Consider the following 16,487-nt stretch of genomic DNA (forward strand, 5'->3'; position numbering starts at 1 on the left):
GCGCCGGTCAAACTCCGCGATGAGCTTTAACAGACGGTGGTTGGCGGCATTGATCTGGCCGGCCAGCAGGGTGATGTGATCGGCCAGGTCCTGGTCGGTTTCAAGTTCGGCAGGAAGTGCGGCGAGAGCGAGATTGGTCATGGTTAGGACCTCCGCTAAATACTGTATTTATACAGTTAAGTGTAGTCGCACGCGCACACCCTCGCAATCGTTTGGGCCTATATTTATAGGCATTTATGGCTAGCTGGCGGTGAGCTATGTAGCGCTATCGTTTGCGCAAACAGGGCCGATTCTGCCTGAGGTGCAATAGTCGGTGTTGATGCATGATTCCAGGCAGTGTGCTTCTTGTTGGATTGCTTTGTAGTTATCTGTAATCCGTCTCTATAGCCATGTGCTGATACTTGAGATAGGCTGTTTTGAAGGTCTGCTTTCGTCCACAAAGCGGACCCTCGACCGCCCAGACCAAAGAGTCTTCTTTCGCCTACTTCGAGACATTAGGATGAAATTGGAGCGATGACCGCTTTCGACGCACTGCGGTCATTTGTAAGCCCGCCTTACAACGGCCAAAGCGGCATTAGAAGCGGATGGAGGCGGCTTGGTCAAATATTAGAAGACTTAGTGTCAGGTTTTCTTACAAAGCTTCTTATTTCGATCAGCCAAAAAAAATAACATACTGTTTTTTATAATAAATAACAATTTTAGCGCGAAAAATGCATTATCGATTTGAGATAGCCCACTGCGCAAAGGAAGCCTGACAAGATGAAACTAAAACTACTCTACACCATGTCGATTTTTTTACTTTTCACGGCAGGGCATGCAAATGCACTATTGATAGGTTTCGAGGGTGTAGTTGGGGACTCCTCTTCCGACACTTCAAAACCACCCTACTCCGAAAGCGGATTTTTATTTACCAGTTCAAATGCAGTGAGTGGCACTTCTGGAATCTGGGGGAAAAACATAAATAATTCCAACGGCAGTGCCTACTTGGTGTTCTGCTCAGACAGTGGTGGTTGCGCGGATGGTGCGGCGAACATTACACTTGAATCTGCGGTGGCCACACTGTTTTCATTGGAGAGTATCGCCTTAGGATCATGGCGAAGGTCTGACGACGGATCCCTAGAGATCATTGGCAACATATTCGGAGGCGGCGTGGTCAGCACCAGTCTAGCTGCTGGGACCACGTGGACAACCAACGCGCTGACCGGTTTCGATAATTTGACTAGTGTAGTATTTAAAGCCCACACGACCTACGCTGTAGGGATTGATAACTTAGTCGTGACTGAAAATAGTGTCCCCGAACCTGCCACCCTCGCTCTCTTCGGCCTCGGCCTCACTGGCCTTGGCTGGTCACGCCGCAAGAAAGCGTAAGTATTTCTCCTGATAAACAGCCCTCCAATGTGAGGGCTTTTTTATGCCTGTCATTCGGGGAAACTAAGGTCTCAGGATTGACGAAAGCGGCCAGCTGACTATCCCGGCGTTTCGGTGAATCCCAGATAAATCGAATGTCCGTTGCTGGCACAAAGCGGCCCTTCTGGCATATCAATTTCTGCATGGCTGACCGTCGCAAATGAGGTGAAAGCGGACATCAATACAGATCCCTGTGTGTTTAACGGCTAGCCTGAATATTTCATGAGTCATCAGATTCGGCCAAATCTCCGCGGAGATTTTCCGATTACGGAATCGCAGGCAGTTAACAGGCTGATTTGATCTGATTTCACGCCTTGCGGGCACACTNTGTGGATTCAGGCCGTCAGCGCAACATTCTTGGTGACACATTTCCAATGTCCGCTCCTCTTAGCCGCCACTGAATCCCGGTATGCCGGGCCACAAAGAAAGGCAGCCTGTACCAGCCAGGCTGCCTTTATCGGTGCTTCAGGCGATCAGCTGTTGGCCTGCGCCAGGATATCGTTCAGGGTTTTGCTGGGCCGCATGATGCGCTTCACCGCCGCGCGGTCCGCGTGGTAGTAGCCGTAGCCCTCTTCCTCTACCGGCTTGCCCTGGGCTTTTTCCAGTTCACCGACGATGGCGGCCTCGTTGTCGCTGAAGGCCTTGGCCAGGGGCGCGAACTGCGCTGCCATTTCGGCGTCTTCGCTCTGTGCCGCCAGCGCCTCGGCCCAGTACATACCGAGGTAGAAGTGGCTGCCGCGGTTATCCAGTTCACCGACCTTGCGCGAGGGTGACTTGTTGTTCTCCAGCAGCTTGCCGGTGGCTTCGTCCAGGGTTTTCGCCAGCAGCGCCGCGCGGGCATTGTTCTGCTTCAGGCCCATGTCCTCGAGGGATACCGCCAGGGCGAGGAATTCGCCGAGGGAATCCCAGCGCAGGTGATTTTCTTCCTGCAGCTGCTGGACGTGCTTGGGGGCGGAGCCGCCGGCGCCGGTTTCGTACATGCCACCGCCCTTGAGCATGGGCACGATAGACAGCATCTTGGCGGAGGTACCCAGCTCCATGATCGGGAACAGGTCGGTGAGATAGTCCCGCAAAACATTGCCGGTGGCCGAGATGGTGTCGCGGCCGCGAATCATTCGCTCCATGCTGCGGCGGATAGCCTCGACGTAGGTCATGATGCGGATATCCAGGCCCTCGGTGTCGTGGTCCTCGAGGTACTCATTGACCTTCTTGATCAGCTCGATGTCGTGGGCGCGGTTGCGGTCCAGCCAGAAAATGACCGGCGTATCGGACTGGCGTGAGCGGTTGACAGCCAGCTTGACCCAGTCGCGAATCGCCTCGTCCTTGGTCTGGCAGGCGCGCCAGATATCACCGGGCTGGACGTCATGCTGCATCAGCACCTCACCCGCCGCATTGACCACCCGCATAACGCCGGGGGCATCGACCTCGAAGGTCTTGTCGTGGGAGCCGTATTCCTCGGCTTTTTTCGCCATCAGGCCAACGTTGGGCACGGTGCCGCAAACGGTCGGATCGAAGGCACCGTTGGTTTTACAGAAGTTGATCATCTCCTGGTAAATTGTCGAGTAGGTGCTCTCGGGCATTACCGCCTTGCAGTCCTTGGCCTTGCCATCGGGCCCCCACATCTTGCCGCCATTGCGGATCATGGCCGGCATGGAGGCGTCGACGATCACATCGCTGGGCACGTGGAGGTTGGTAATCCCCTTGACGGAATCCACCATGGCCAGTTCCGGCCGCCCCTCGTAGCAGGCGTGAATGTCCTCCATGATTTCCTCGCGCTTGGAGCGCGGCAGGGACTCGATTTTCTCGTAGACGCTGCTGAGGCCATTGTTGGGGTTGACGCCCAGTTCGGCGAACAGCTCATCGTGCTTCGCGAACAGGTCTTTGTAGAACACGGTAACCGCGTGCCCGAATACGATCGGGTGGGACACCTTCATCATGGTGGCCTTGACGTGGAGTGACCACATGACGCCGGAGTCCCTGGCGTCGTTCATGGTTTCTTCCAGGAACTCGCGCAGGGCACCGGCGCTCATGCGCATGCTGTCCATGACCTCGCCCTGCTCCAGGGCCAGTTCCTTCTTGACCGTCACCGAACCGTCTTCGGCGACAAATTCGATACGCACGTCGCCGGCCTCTGCCATGGTCAGGGACTGTTCCGCCGAATAAAAGTCGCCGCCGCGCATATAGTCGGCGTGACTGCGGGAGGCCTTGCTCCACTCACCCATGGAATGGGGGAACTTGCGCACGTATTCCTTCACCGCCTTGGGTGCCCGGCGGTCGGAATTACCTTCGCGCAGCACCGGGTTGACCGCACTGCCCAGTACCTTGGCGTAGCGGCTCTGGATATCCCGGTCTTCATCGGTCTGCGGATTTTCGGGGTAGTCGGGTATGTCGTAGCCCTGCCCCTGCAGTTCGGCGATGCAGTCCTTGAGCTGGGGAATCGACGCGCTGATATTGGGCAGCTTGATGATATTGGCATCGGGGTCCTGGGTCAGCTCACCGAGAAAGGCCAGGCCATCGACCACCTGCTGTTCCTCGGTCAGGCGGTCCGGGAACCCGGCCAGGATGCGTCCGGCCAGCGAGATATCGGTGATCTTGACGTCAATACCGGCGGCGGAGGTGAAGGTGCGTACGATGGGCAACAGGGAACAGGTTGCCAGGGAAGGTGCTTCGTCAGTCAGGGTGTAGTAGATGGTGCTGCTGTTTGTTGTCATGATTTCCTCTGCGATGGATACGGGCAATCGGAGAACCTGTGGGCTCCTGGATTTTTGCTGCCCGCACTATACCGCAAAGCCCATCAATTCGATACCCGGCCAACGCTAAATCACTGATTAACAATGACTTTCCGGACTAAATAGACGAACCCGGGAGGCCACTCTGGCCTTCTGCGGGCGCCGGGCTACACTGGGTGGACCGGCATTGAATAAAGTTGCATAGCACTGATGAGCGACGAAGAATTTATCCAGGGGGTGGCCTACCCCCATCCCTTTGACGAGCTGGCTGTCACCCTGGCCCGCAGCGCGGCCCGCTACATCAGCATATTGAGTCCGCGGCTGGAGCGGGCAGTCTTCGACCGGGAGGAGCTGTCGATGGCGCTATCCACCCTCGCCCGCAGCAGCCGCCAGACCGAGGTGCGCATCCTGGTGGCCGACACCCGGGGCCTCACCGGTCGCGGCCACAGCCTGTTGGCACTCGCCCGGCGCATGCCCAGCCTGGTACAGATCCGGCGCATCAGCGAGCATCCTGACTGGAAGGGCCAGACCATTGTTATCCGCGACCGTGACGGTGTCCTGTACAAGCCCGCGGGTTCCGGCCACGATGGCTTTTACGAACCCGCCTCCCGGGCCTCCGCCCTGCAGCACCTGGAACTGTTTGACGAGCTGTGGCGCTACAGCGAGCAGGACCCCGAGTTACGCGCGCTCAGCGTGTAGCGCCGGCCCGCTCGTGGGCGAGCAAGGCGAACAGTTGGGAATCGACCGGCGTATCCCCCTCCATCTGCCACTGCCGCAGGCAGCCCTCGCTGACAAAACCCAGGCGGGTTAACAGGCCGCTGGAGGCGCGGTTGCGTGCATCGACCCGCGCCTCTATCCGCCGCAGGGCGAGATCGTCGAAGCAGTAGTCCAGGAATCGCTCCAGCGCTTCCCGTGCATAGCCCCGGCCCCAGTAGTCCTGGCCAAAGGCGTAGCCAATTTCGATACGGCCATGGGCTTCGTCGTAGGCGAACAGCACGCAACTGCCGATCACCCGCTGGGAATCCCGCAGGCAGATGGCAAACTGCAGGGCCTTGCCGTCGCTCATCCTGTCCTGCACCCGCTGCCACCAGGCCTCGGCATCGGCCTTGCTCTGCCAGGTGGTATAGGGCAGGTAACGGTTCACCGCCGCTACCGAATGCACGGCGTACAGATCGTCCAGGTCGACATGGGCTATCTCGCGCAACAGCAGGCGTTCGGTGGCGAGGGCCTGGGAGGGAAAACGCAGCATGGTCTCAGTCAGTGTGGATCTCACCCGATAAACAGACAGTCCCGGTCACCTGCATGCTCCTCTGTAAAAAGCGCACATTATAACCCGGCTCAGCGGTCGAATTCCCGGCCTAGCATCACCCCTACCTCCACGCCCTCGTAGGCGATATCCCAGACTTTCAGCGCCCGACAGGGCTCCTCGGTGTGCTGGAGCAGACGGCCGTCAGCGAGGTTAAAGCGGTACTGGTGCAGGGGGCACTCAATGGTGTTGCCGGCGATACTGGCGCTGTCCAGCGGGTGTGCCCGATGGGGGCAATTGGCCTCTATCAGGTAGAGCTGTCCGTCGCGCTGCAACAACAGCAGCTGCAGGTGATCAATCTTGAACTGGCGGCTGTAGTTGTCGTGCAGGTTAATCAGCTTTTCCAGTGGGTAAAAACGCATGGCCGGGCCCGATAGAAGGTCAGGGTAGCTGAGCCTAGCGCGTTTCTGCCGCGCTGGCCAATACCTGCACCTCAGAGCATTTCGATAATCTGGCGGGCGGCAGCAAAGGCCGTGAGCTCCTGCTGTTCCACGCTCTCTTCCAGTGCCGGCAGCAGGCGCTTCACCTCAGGGTTCTGGCTCAACTTGAGCAGCAGCATCTCGTTGACCAGCTGGTGCATCCAGCCGCGGTTCTGCTGGGCGCGTTTGCCATCGAAGGCATTCGCTTCCCTGGCCATGCTCCAGTAGTCGACAATCATGCCCCACACCGCGTCGATATTGATCTGCTTCAGCGCCGAGCAGGTCATCACCCGCGGCGTCCAGAAGCTGGTGTGACGCAGCAGGTTCATGGCACTGGTGTACTGCTGGCGGGTCAGGTTGGCCAGCTTCTCGCTGTCACCGTCGGCCTTGTTGATCACCAGCGCATCGGCCAGCTCCATGATGCCTTTCTTGATGCCCTGCAGTTCGTCACCGCCACCGGGCAGCATCAGCACCATGAAAAAGTCCACCATGCCGGCAACCTGGTACTCACTCTGGCCGACACCCACGGTCTCCACCAGGATCACATCGTAACCCGCGGCCTCGCACAGCAGCATGGTCTCCCGGGTTTTCTGCGCTACCCCGCCCAGAGTGCCCTCGGAGGGAGACGGGCGGATATAGGCCTCCTCCCGCCGCGACAGTTCTTCCATCCGGGTCTTGTCGCCGAGAATGGAGCCGCCGGCAATCGGTGAGCTGGGGTCCACGGCCAGCACCGCTACCCGCTTGCCCTGCTCGATCAGGTACAGGCCGAAGGCCTCGATAAAGGTGGATTTGCCGACACCCGGTACGCCGGTGATGCCGATGCGGATGCTGTTGCCGCTGTGGGGCAGCACCTGTTCGAGGATGTCCTGGGCCTGTTCGCGGTGCGTGTCCAGGCGGGATTCCACCAGGGTGATGGCCTTGGCCAGGGCTCGGCGGTTGCCGCTGAGGAGTTTGTCGAGGTCGAAGTTAGTCATTCGGGGGGCAAAGCGCGGGAGGCCGCGCATGAATACCTATTATGACTGTGCTTGATTAACTGCATCCAGTACATCACGAGCACAGACGGGTATCGGCGTTCCCGGCCCAAAGATACAGTTCACGCCCGCGGCATAGAGGTGATCGTAATCCTGGCGGGGAATCACACCGCCGGCGATAACCACAATATCATCCGCACCCTGCTTGCGCAGTTCCTCCACCAGTTCCGGCACCAGGGTCTTGTGCCCGGCGGCCAGGGACGACGCGCCAACCACGTGGACATCGTTCTCGATGGCCTGGCGGGCAACCTCTTCCGGGGTGGAGAACATGGGCGACAGGTCGATATCGAAGCCGACGTCGGCAAAGGCGGTGGCGATCACCTTGGCGCCGCGGTCGTGGCCGTCCTGGCCCATTTTGCAGACCAGCATGCGCGGGCGGCGACCGTGGGCGGCGACAAAGTCATCGATGTCCTTGCTGATACCCTGCCAGTTCTCGTCTTCCTGGAACGCACTGCCGTACACGCCGGAGACGGTCTGGGCCTGGGCGTTGAAGCGGCCAAACTCCCGTTCCATGGCGAAGGATATCTCGCCGACGGTAGCGCGGCGGCGGGTCGCTTCCACCGCCAGTTCCAGCAGGTTGCCGTCACCGCTGACTGCGCACTGGTAGATATCTTCCAGAATCGCTTCCACCGCGGCCTCGTCGCGGGACTCGCGGATCCTGGCGAGTCGGGCCAGCTGGGATTCGCGCACTGCCTGGTTGTCGATCTCCAGTACGTCGACTTCTTCCGTGGCGTCGCCAGCGTACTTGTTGACGCCGACGATCACGTCGTCGCCCTTGTCGATGCGGGCCTGTTTGCGGGCCGCGGCCTCCTCGATACGCAGCTTGGGCATGCCGGTTTCAATGGCCTTGGCCATACCGCCAGCTTCCTCGATCTCTTCGATCAGTTCCCAGGCCTTGTCGGCGATATCCCTGGTCAGGCTCTCCATCAGGTAAGAACCACCCCAGGGGTCGACGACCCTGGTAATGCCGGTTTCTTCCTGGATGATCAGCTGGGTGTTGCGGGCAATGCGGGCAGAGAATTCGGTGGGCAGCGCGATGGCTTCATCGAGCGCATTGGTGTGCAGCGACTGGGTGCCGCCAAATACCGCGGCCATTGCCTCTATGGTGGTGCGCACCACGTTGTTGTAGGGATCCTGCTCGGTCAGTGACCAGCCGGAGGTCTGGCTGTGTGTGCGCAGCATGGAGCTCTTGGGGTTTTCCGGATTGAACTCACCGACGATGCGCGCCCACAGCAGGCGCGCGGCGCGCATCTTGGCGATTTCCATGTAGAAGTTCATGCCGATGCCCCAGAAGAAGGACAGGCGCGGGGCGAACTCATCAATGCCCAGGCCGGCGTTGAGCGCGGTGCGAATGTACTCCTTGCCGTCGGCCAGGGTGTAGGCCAGTTCCAGCGCGGCGTTAGCCCCGGCTTCCTGGATGTGGTACCCGGAAATGGAAATGGTGTTGAAGCGCGGCATATTCTTCGAGCAGTAGGCGATGATGTCGCCGATAATTTTCATGCTGGGCGCCGGCGGGTAAATGTAGGTGTTGCGTACCATGAACTCCTTGAGGATATCGTTCTGGATGGTGCCCGCCAGTTGCTCCTGGCCCACGCCCTGCTCCTCGGCGGCAACGATATAGCCGGCCAGCACCGGCAGCACGGCGCCGTTCATGGTCATGGATACCGACACCTGGTCCAGCGGTATGCCGTCGAACAGGATCTTCATGTCCTCCACCGAGTCGATCGCCACGCCGGCCTTGCCGACATCGCCCGCGACCCGCGGGTGATCCGAGTCGTAACCGCGGTGAGTCGCCAGGTCGAAGGCTACCGATACCCCCTGCCCGCCCGCGGCCAGCGCCTTGCGATAAAACGCATTGGATTCCTCGGCGGTGGAAAAACCCGCGTACTGGCGAATCGTCCAGGGGCGTCCGGCGTACATGGTCGCCTGGGGTCCGCGGATGTACGGCGACATACCGGGCATGGTGTCGGCGTACTCGAGACCGGCGGTGTCAGCCGCGGTGTACAGGGGTTTTACGTCGATGTCTTCCGGGGTATGCCAGGTCAGGGACTCCAGCGGCTTGCCGCGCAACTGTTTGCTGGCCAGCTCTGCCCAGGCTTCCGGTGTTGCGCTGTCTTTGTCGTAGATTTTCTTGTCGCTCATTTGTCTGTCCTCTGGCAATTCGCTATCCAGGCCCTAGTGTTCGTCGGCCGGCTGGTTTATTTCTATCAACACACCGTCGCAGCTCTTGGGGTGGATAAATATGACCCTGGAGCCGTGCGCGCCAGGCGTCGGCGCATCCGCCAGGAACTGGTAGCCTTTGGCCTTCAGGCGCTCGACGTCTTCCTCGATGTTGTCGGAGCGAAAGCAGAGGTGATGCAGGCCACCCCCTTTTTTCTCCAGGTAGCCGGCGATGGGACCCTCGCCGTTGAGCGGATGCACCAGTTCGATGCTGGTCGGCGGCAGCGGGAAGAAGGCGGTCGAGGTCTTCGCCGCGACCACGTCTTCGGTGCCCTCGAAGGGCAGGCCGAAATCTTCCATGAAGCGCTTTATCGCCTTGTCGAAATCGGGGACTGCAATAGCGATGTGATCAAGTGCTGTAATCATAGGGTTCGCTCCTTATACCAGGGCTGCAAGAAACTGGTCGGTGGCCGAACGGCGCCGGGCGGCCACCTCCTCGGGGGATTCAACCACGATTTTCTCGTCCGGCGTGATCTTGAATATCGGCTGCCCCTTGCTGATGATGACACCGTCGGTATCGACCAGCACCTCTTCGATGGTGCCGGAAAATGGCGCGTATACCTTGTTGAACATCTTCATGACCTCCACGATGTACAGCGGGTCGCCGGCCTCGAAATGGTCGCCCTGCTTGACATAAACCTCGTGCTGCGGGGTCTCCCGACCATAGAACATGCCACCGCTCTCCGCCAGAATTTCATCCGACTTGGCGACCGGCGGCGGTACCAGCACCTTGGCCATGGCCTCCTGCAGGGAGTCGTCGAGCAGGCGCTCGGGAATATGGATTGTCAGGTCGCCTTTGACCGACAGGTCGTAAAAACCGGTGGCCTCTGCGATGCTGGGCAAGACCGCCAGCATATCCATGCCCGCCTGGAAGCCATAGTGGGCACCGCGAATCTCCTGCCACAGCGCCGCCTCGATACCCGGGGGCGCGGCGGGGTCGGCAAGCATGGTCTGCAGCTCGATCCAGTCGCCTGCCTGCAGGCGGTTATTGAGCTCGTTGTAGAAATCCAGCGCCTGCTGCAGAACCTCGTGATCGTGATCCCAGATCATGTTGGCCGCGGGTGCGCCCGGAATGTAATCCATCTTGAGGAAATGGTAGGTGTCGGCCAGCAGTTCCACCGGATTCTCGTTCCAGTTCACCTTGCCGTCGATCATGGTGTAACTGTCGCGATTCACGCTCAGCCAGCCGGCCAGGATGTGAGGCTGGCTGAACAGGGTTTCCAGCGGCCGCAGCAACAGGGTCTGCTTCCGCTCCAGCGCCAGCTTCAGGGCTGCGGCCGCTTCGGTCTGCGCTTCGGCGGCCAGCGCGAGCTGGCAGGTCTGTTGCCAGGCATAGGCCAGGTCAAGGTCGTTGGATTTGTGCTTCAGCTCACCCACCGCCGTGAGGTAGGGCACGATGAACCGCGTGGTGGGCCTGGCGTTGATATTCTGGCCGATAAACCAGTTGACCAAACCGTAATGGAACTCCAGGTTAGTGGCCAGGTCCTTGCCGCGCATGGTGGTCTGGCGAATCACCTCGGCCATACGCTCATAGGTATCCAGCCGGGTATCGCCCACGGTCAGCAGCAGGGCGATGTTGGAGTCGTAGGCACCGGCCAGGGTGTACTTCATGAATACATCGGTATCGGGGTTGTGCAGGCTGATGCCCTGGTCGTCGCGAATCTCGCCCTCCACCGCATCGGACCAGTACTCGATCACCCCACCGGCGCTGGGCTGCAGCGCCTGGTTGGTGGCGTTGAGGCGGGCCTCCACCGAGTCGTTATGCCGCAGGATACGCCGTGGCTTGGGCAGCTTTTTGCCGTGCGCAGCCAGCAACACCATCATCTCCACCAGCGATTCCACCACGAAGGATTCTTCCGGGGCGTCCGGGTTGCTGAATTCCAGCGCATAGCAGAGCTCGGTAACCCGGTGTTCGACCTGGATGCGGGTATTCATCTCCATGAAGAAGTGCTTGTCGCGATCGACAATACACTCAAAGGTCGACACCGAATCCAGGCCGACAGCCTCGCCGAAACGGGCGGCCTCGTCTTCCATCTCCTGCAGGGTCTTGAGGTCCTGCCTGAGCACCGCGGCCTCCTCCGCCTGGCCGGCCGCCTCGGCCTGCTCTATAGCCGCCTGCAGGGACTCGACGGTGACCGACACTTCCAGCAGTTTCTGCTCGTGCATTTGCAGCGAACAGTCCCGGCCGCCCATGGACATGCTCCAGACGCCATTGCCGATCGCCTGTATTTCCTGGTGGCGGGTGGTCTCGATATTGAGCTCCACCAGCACGTTCTTGTTGTCGCCGACGCCGGTCGTCTTCACCTCGTTGAGGATCTCCCGCACCATCTCCGGGGTCCGCTCAGCCTCACCGATACCGAGGATACGCTGGCCCTTGCCGCCACCGCCGGAAATCGCCTTGAGCCGCACCCGGTTCTGCGGGTACTCCTCGGCCATCTTGCGCACCGCTTCGGTCAGGGTTTCACAGAGCTCGTCTACCGTGTACAGATCCACGCCCTTGTCGTAGGACGCCGCCAGCACCAGGTCCGCCTTGTCGGCGAGTTCAATGCTGTCATCGTCGAGTTTGGCCGCGTCCACGTCCAGGCCCTGCTCCGCCACCAGCGCCTTCAGCGCCGCCACGTCGGGATGCTTTTTCAGCAGGGTAAGAGCCGTGCCGTTGTCGATGCCGGGGGTGACCGAAACACCGGCCTTGAGCGCGGTTCGCTTGGCCTCGTCCTTCAGGCCGGCATCGTGCACGGTGCGTGAGCAGGGACCGATGAAATTCAGGCCGGCCTTCTCCATCGCCGCCACCATGGTCTCGTCCTCGGCCATAAAGCCGTAGCCGGCAAAGATCGAGTTGTAGCCGTTGTCCCTGGCGATACTGATGATCTGGGCAATCCGCTGGTCGCGCTCCTCTTTGTTGGCGCCGGTGTAATCGGGTACCCGGTGCACCCGGTCGGGCACTGTCAGCGTGCGCAGTTCGGGTGCCAGGGCGTCCTGGTAAACGATGGAATCCTTTTCCGACAACAGGATGCCGTATTCGCTAATGCCCATTTCCTCGAAGACATCCATCGCCTCGCGACGGATGGGGCCGCGACAGATAATCAGCGGCCGCATGTGGGTACAGTCGAACTGGTTCACCCAGGCAATGTGGCGTCGCCCCAGGCGCCGGTCGCGATGAATCAGGGGGTTTTTCAGGTAGTGTTCGTTGGACACGTGATAATCCTCAGTTCTGGTTGCCGGGGGCTTAGTGGAATTCGCGCTGAACCGATTGCAGCGGGCCTGGCTCGTAGTGGCGCAGGCAGAAGTCCATGTGCTCGGCCAGTACGTGGCGCAGGTCAGATGGCATGACAATCTGGGAAATCGACCCCAGGCTCAGGGCCTCGTCAGGGTTCATCAGCTCCTGTTCATAGCGCTGGGCAAGCAGTTGCTCCTCGGCCTTGACCCAGCCAGCCACCAGTTGCTCCGCCGCGGCGCGGGCGGCGCTTTCATCCAGGCCGGCGGCCTGCTGGGCCTGGGTTTCTTTCTCGATTTTCGACTTCACCGCACCGCGAATCTTTTTCAGTTCGTCCTTGTAGACGTACTCGACGCCAGCGGGACCCATCACCGCCACCCGGGTGGTTGGCAGGGCCACGACGAAGTCAGCGCCGGTGGGGTAGTTGTTGTAGGAGGCGTAGGCGCCGCCGAAGGCGTTGCGCACCAGCACCAGGAAGCGCGGCGTGCGCAGGTCGACGATGGAGTCCAGCATCGCCCGGCCCGCCTGGACGATACCGCGGCCTTCCTGTTCCCGACCGGGTAGGAAACCGGTGGTGTCCTCGAGGAAAATGATGGGTATGTTGTACAGGTTGCAGAACCGGATGAAGCGTGCGTTCTTGTACGCGGCATCGATGTCGATCTGGCCGGATGCCACCGCGGAATTATTGGCGACGAAGCCAATCACGTTGCCGCCCATGCGGCCCAGGGCGGTAATGGTGTTGCGGGCCCGTTCGGCCTGGATCTCCAGGAAATCGCCGTGGTCGCACAGCTGCTGGATGAGAATAGTGATATCCAGCGGGGTATTGAAACCGGTCGGCGAATTGAAGGCTTTCTTCAGCAGGATATCGATATCCCAGGTTTTGCGGTCCACCGGGTCCGATGAGGGTCGGAACGGCGCCAGCTCGCTGTTGCTTGCGGGCAGGTAATCGAGCAGCGCACGCACCTTGCGCAGGGCCGCCACCTCGTCGGGGACCACGAAATCGCTTACCCCGGTCTGGCTGTGCACACCCGGGCCACCCAGTTCATCCGGGGTGACGTCCTCGCCCAGTACCGATTTGACCACGCCGGGACCGGTGAGCCCGAAGAAGGTCTCGTTGGGCTGGATCAGGAAAGAACCCTGCCGCGGCAGGTAGGAGCCGCCGCCGGCGTTGAAACCAAACATACACATGATGCTGGGCACCACCCCGGAAATCTTGCGCAGTGCGGTGAAGGCATCCGCGTAACCATCGAGGCCGCCGACACCGGCGGGGATATAGGCGCCGGCGGAATCGTTCATGCCGACCACCGGAATCTTGCGCTTGGCCGCCAGTTCGAACAGGCGCGCCAGCTTCTCACCGTTGGTGGCGTCCATGGAGCCGGCGCGCACTGTGAAATCGTGCCCGTAAATCGCCACGTCCCTGCCGTTGACCTTGATCAGGGCGGTGACCAGGGAGGCACCATCGAGGTTGGGCCCCCAGTTCTGGTACAGCACGGTGGGCTTGCCATCGGCGAGGCACTGGATACGCTCCCACACGGTCATCCGGTTTTTCTGGTGCTGGCGCTGGGTACTTTTCACCCCCGCGGCGGTGTAGGGTCGCTGCTGCAGTTCCCAGCCGTGTTTCAGAGCTTTCTCGTACAGGCCCGGTTCCGAGTCAATTTGTCCGGGAACCCGGAACTCCTGCTCGTCTTTTTCGGCAAACGGGTTTTCCAGTGAAGCGATCGGGCGTTGGCTGCTATCAGTTGTCATAATCGTCGATCCAATATCGGCCCCGGGGGCCGGGGAGTGCTTGCGGAACCTCCGCTGAGGCTTACTGACAAGACCGGGCTAGCAGGTTCGCGGTTACCCCTGACCTGTCAGAAATTCGGCGAATAACGATAAAACCGACCCTGTGCAATGTCAAACAAGCTGCCACGTAAATCCATGTTTTCACAGCAGTTAATTACCAGATCAACGCAAATCAGGACAATAGTTTACAATAGCGACCTGAATAACAGACGCCAGCGCCCAGCAGAGTCAAAGTGGTCGGCGTCAACATATAGCACTGGCCACCGAGGCGTATGAACAAGACCGTCACCCTGGAAGAAATACCCTACTGCCCGGACAGCTGCGAGTTGTTCGACGCCATCAGGGACCTGCCGGGAGCGGCCTTCCTCGATTCCAGCTTTCCCCACGCCAGCAGCGGGCGCTACGACATACTGTGCGCGCAGCCGCGGGCGACGCCCCCGCCGCCCGCTGCGCAGGCCGGTAACCGGGCCTGGCTGGACTATTTCAGCGAGCTGGCCCGCTTTCACCGCGAACACTACGGTGCGGTGCAACCGGCTTCCCATGACATTCCCTTCTGTGGCGGACTGCTGGGGATGGTCGGCTATGACTGTGGCAATGCGCTCAACCGGGTTGCTGACAGCCCAGCCCCGACGCGCCACTCCGGTGTGACCCTGGGCGCCTACAACTGGGCCGTGGTGCAGGACCATTTACTGCAACGCGCGGTACTGGTGGCCCAGGGAACGGTGGCCGCTGCACAGCGCGCCGACATTCACGCCCGCCTTCGCGCCCGCCGCAGTACCAAAGCAGAGTGCTTCAGCCTGGAGCAGCGTTTCAGTTCAAATTTCAGCCAGCAGCAGTATCAGCAGGCCTTCGAGACCATACAGGGCTATATCCAGGCCGGCGACTGCTACCAGGTCAACCTCGCCCAGCGCTTCAGCGCCCGCTACAGCGGCAACCCCTGGCAGGCCTACCGCCAGCTGCGTACTGTCGCCGCAGCCCCCTTCTCCGCCTACCTGGCAACGGCGGATGACGACGCGGTAATGAGCCTGTCGCCGGAGCGCTTTCTCGCCCTGCACGGCCACCACGTGCAAACCTCGCCGATCAAGGGCACCCGACCGCGCTACCAGGACAGCGCCGCCGACCGGCTCGCCGCCGACGAACTGCGCCGCTCCGCCAAGGACCGCGCGGAAAACCTGATGATCGTCGACCTGCTGCGCAACGACCTGGGCCGCAGTTGCGTGCCCGGCTCCATTCATGTCGACGCGCTGTTCGAGGTGCAGAGCTTTCCCACCGTGCACCACCTGGTCAGCACCATTAGCGGCGAACTGGCGCCAGAGCGCAGCGCCTATGAGCTGCTGCGCGACAGCTTTCCCGGCGGCTCCATCACCGGCGCCCCCAAGCGCCGGGCCATGGAGATCATCGCCGAACTCGAGCCCCACCCCCGCGAAGTCTACTGCGGCAGCGTGCTGTACATCAGCGCCGATGGCCGCATGGACAGCAATATCGCCATCCGCACCCTGCTGTGCAGCGAGGGCCAAGTGCGCTGCTGGGGTGGCGGCGGCATCGTCGTCGATTCCCAGTGGCGACAGGAGTACCAGGAGACCTTTGACAAGGTCGGGAAGTTTTTGACTGCGCTTGAAGAAATGTAGTCGGCCAAAACTTACCAGAGATTATTGGGTATAGCATGCCCAGTGCCGAGCCGTTTGGTACGAAAGACACTCGTTGAAAAACTATAATTTCAAATCACGAATAGAGGCATCCACAAACGCCTGTTTCAGTTCCGCGTGGTCAGTCACCGACCTGAACTGCGGAAACTCATCGATCACATTCTGCGGTGCGTGGATCAGGATGCCGACATCGGCCTCACCGAGCATGGTGGTGTCGTTGTAGGAATCGCCGGCGGCAATCACCCGGTAGTTGAGGCTGTGGAAAGCCTTGACCGAGGCGCGCTTGGGATCTTCCTGGCGCAGCTTGTAGTCCACTACCCTGCCCGCCTCATCCGTGACCAGGCGATGGCAGAACAGGGTCGGCCAGCCGAGCTGGCGCATCAGCGGCGCGGAGAACTCGTAGAAGGTATCGGAGAGAATAATGACCTGGAAGCGCTCGCGCAGCCAGTTGACGAAATCAGTCGCCCCGGGCAGCGGCTCCAGGGTGGCGATCACCTCCTGGATATCGTCGATCTTGAGGCCGTGCCGGTCGAGTATGGCCAGGCGCTGTTTCATCAGCACGTTGTAGTCGGGAATGTCGCGGGTGGTGGCCCGGAGCTCCTCTATGCCGGTCTTTTCGGCAAACGCAATCCAGATTTCAGGCACCAGAACACCTTCAAGGTCGAGACAGGCCAACTCCACGGGCTACTCCTAGGGGGATAATCGAGCGCAACAATCTACGGCTTTGCGC

The 16,487-nt window shown here is 60.5% G+C and carries 12 protein-coding genes; 3 read left to right on the forward strand and 9 right to left on the reverse strand.

Going from position 1 to position 16,487, the window contains the following annotated elements; genetic code table 11:
- Positions 1-759 precede the first annotated feature (759 nt).
- Positions 760-1,368, forward strand: a complete 609-nt coding sequence (locus DWB85_RS19810) for a PEP-CTERM sorting domain-containing protein (protein ID WP_239017380.1) — start codon at positions 760-762, stop codon at positions 1,366-1,368.
- A 512-nt stretch (positions 1,369-1,880) separates the two neighbouring features.
- Here DWB85_RS19810 and DWB85_RS17725 read toward each other — a convergent pair.
- Entirely contained in the window at positions 1,881-4,118 is a 2,238-nt protein-coding gene (locus DWB85_RS17725; protein ID WP_117957254.1) for an NADP-dependent isocitrate dehydrogenase, read from the reverse strand.
- Between the two features lie 228 nt (positions 4,119-4,346).
- Here DWB85_RS17725 and DWB85_RS17730 point away from each other — a divergent pair, with 228 nt between their 5' ends.
- The gene (locus DWB85_RS17730; protein WP_117957203.1) at positions 4,347-4,835 is read left to right on the forward strand and encodes a DUF7931 domain-containing protein; all 489 of its coding nucleotides are present in this window, start codon (positions 4,347-4,349) and stop codon (positions 4,833-4,835) included.
- Here DWB85_RS17730 and DWB85_RS17735 read toward each other — a convergent pair.
- The 7 genes from DWB85_RS17735 to DWB85_RS17765 all read right to left on the reverse strand — a co-directional run bounded on the left by DWB85_RS17735 (position 4,825) and on the right by DWB85_RS17765 (position 14,072).
- Entirely contained in the window at positions 4,825-5,409 is a 585-nt protein-coding gene (locus tag DWB85_RS17735; RefSeq protein ID WP_133300670.1) for a GNAT family N-acetyltransferase, read from the reverse strand. The genes DWB85_RS17730 and DWB85_RS17735 overlap by 11 nt on opposite strands.
- A gap of 65 nt (positions 5,410-5,474) precedes the next feature.
- Complete coding sequence (locus DWB85_RS17740) at positions 5,475-5,804, reverse strand: Rieske (2Fe-2S) protein (RefSeq protein WP_117957207.1); 330 nt, start codon at positions 5,802-5,804, stop codon at positions 5,475-5,477.
- Between the two features lie 71 nt (positions 5,805-5,875).
- Positions 5,876-6,835 (reverse strand): methylmalonyl Co-A mutase-associated GTPase MeaB, encoded by a 960-nt coding sequence (gene meaB / locus DWB85_RS17745; protein ID WP_117957256.1) that lies wholly within the window; start codon positions 6,833-6,835, stop codon positions 5,876-5,878.
- 39 nt (positions 6,836-6,874) lie between these two features.
- A complete protein-coding gene (scpA, locus tag DWB85_RS17750) occupies positions 6,875-9,034 on the reverse strand; it encodes a methylmalonyl-CoA mutase (RefSeq protein WP_117957209.1) in 2,160 nt (719 codons plus the stop codon).
- 33 nt (positions 9,035-9,067) lie between these two features.
- Positions 9,068-9,478, reverse strand: a complete 411-nt coding sequence (gene mce / locus DWB85_RS17755) for a methylmalonyl-CoA epimerase (protein WP_117957211.1) — start codon at positions 9,476-9,478, stop codon at positions 9,068-9,070.
- Positions 9,479-9,490: 12 nt separating this feature from the next.
- Positions 9,491-12,307 carry an ATP-binding protein gene (locus DWB85_RS17760; protein WP_117957213.1) on the reverse strand — a complete coding sequence of 939 codons (2,817 nt, stop codon included), beginning with the start codon at positions 12,305-12,307 and terminating at the stop codon, positions 9,491-9,493.
- 31 nt (positions 12,308-12,338) lie between these two features.
- Positions 12,339-14,072, reverse strand: coding sequence for an acyl-CoA carboxylase subunit beta (locus DWB85_RS17765; protein WP_117957215.1), 1,734 nt, complete (start codon positions 14,070-14,072; stop codon positions 12,339-12,341).
- 311 nt (positions 14,073-14,383) lie between these two features.
- Between DWB85_RS17765 and pabB the strand changes: the two genes are divergently transcribed.
- Positions 14,384-15,739: an aminodeoxychorismate synthase component I gene (gene pabB / locus DWB85_RS17770; protein WP_117957217.1), complete on the forward strand. Its 1,356-nt coding sequence runs from the start codon at positions 14,384-14,386 to the stop codon at positions 15,737-15,739.
- Between the two features lie 81 nt (positions 15,740-15,820).
- Here the strand turns inward: pabB and thrH are convergent, their stop codons facing one another.
- A complete protein-coding gene (thrH, locus tag DWB85_RS17775) occupies positions 15,821-16,438 on the reverse strand; it encodes a bifunctional phosphoserine phosphatase/homoserine phosphotransferase ThrH (RefSeq protein ID WP_117957219.1) in 618 nt (205 codons plus the stop codon).
- Positions 16,439-16,487 lie beyond the last annotated feature (49 nt).

It is taken from the genome of Seongchinamella sediminis, from assembly GCF_003457605.1.
In the GTDB taxonomy this organism is placed as follows: domain Bacteria; phylum Pseudomonadota; class Gammaproteobacteria; order Pseudomonadales; family Halieaceae; genus Halioglobus; species Halioglobus sediminis.

What these genes read in the sequence shown, in the direction of transcription:
- mce (WP_117957211.1), bottom strand. Translation starts at nt 9,478, where the DNA reads ATGATTACAGCACTTGATCACATCGCTATTGCAGTCCCCGATTTCGAC.
- DWB85_RS17730 (WP_117957203.1), top strand. Translation starts at nt 4,347, where the DNA reads ATGAGCGACGAAGAATTTATCCAGGGGGTGGCCTACCCCCATCCCTTT.
- DWB85_RS17740 (WP_117957207.1), bottom strand. Translation starts at nt 5,804, where the DNA reads ATGCGTTTTTACCCACTGGAAAAGCTGATTAACCTGCACGACAACTAC.
- DWB85_RS17725 (WP_117957254.1), bottom strand. Translation starts at nt 4,118, where the DNA reads ATGACAACAAACAGCAGCACCATCTACTACACCCTGACTGACGAAGCA.
- DWB85_RS17765 (WP_117957215.1), bottom strand. Translation starts at nt 14,072, where the DNA reads ATGACAACTGATAGCAGCCAACGCCCGATCGCTTCACTGGAAAACCCG.
- scpA (WP_117957209.1), bottom strand. Translation starts at nt 9,034, where the DNA reads ATGAGCGACAAGAAAATCTACGACAAAGACAGCGCAACACCGGAAGCC.
- DWB85_RS19810 (WP_239017380.1), top strand. Translation starts at nt 760, where the DNA reads ATGAAACTAAAACTACTCTACACCATGTCGATTTTTTTACTTTTCACG.
- pabB (WP_117957217.1), top strand. Translation starts at nt 14,384, where the DNA reads ATGAACAAGACCGTCACCCTGGAAGAAATACCCTACTGCCCGGACAGC.
- meaB (WP_117957256.1), bottom strand. Translation starts at nt 6,835, where the DNA reads ATGACTAACTTCGACCTCGACAAACTCCTCAGCGGCAACCGCCGAGCC.